The 276-nt window shown below is 68.8% G+C and carries 1 protein-coding gene; it reads left to right on the forward strand.

What is annotated here, in order from left to right:
• The coding region (locus ACLJNW_RS24785) for a KUP/HAK/KT family potassium transporter (RefSeq protein WP_410961297.1) at positions 1 to 276 on the forward strand (276 nt) is incomplete at both ends.

A 276-nucleotide genomic window follows, 5' to 3' on the forward strand; every position in this document is an offset into this window, starting at 1 on the left:
TCTGGTTCGGCGCCCTGGCGGCGCTGGGCGTCTACGGGGTGATCCAGCAGCCGGAAGTGCTGCAGGCGATGAACCCTGTATGGGCCGTGCGTTTCTTCAGCTCGCATCCCGGCATCGGTGTCGCCATCCTCGGCGCCACCGTACTGGCGCTGACCGGCGCCGAGGCGCTGTACGCCGACATGGGCCACTTCGGTCGCAAGCCGATCGCCCGTGCCTGGTTCCTGCTGGTGCTGCCGGCGCTGGTGCTGAACTACTTCGGCCAGGGCGCGACCATCC

This window comes from Salmonella sp. SAL4457 (assembly GCF_046548235.1).
Lineage (GTDB): Bacteria > Pseudomonadota > Gammaproteobacteria > Enterobacterales > Enterobacteriaceae > Salmonella > Salmonella enterica.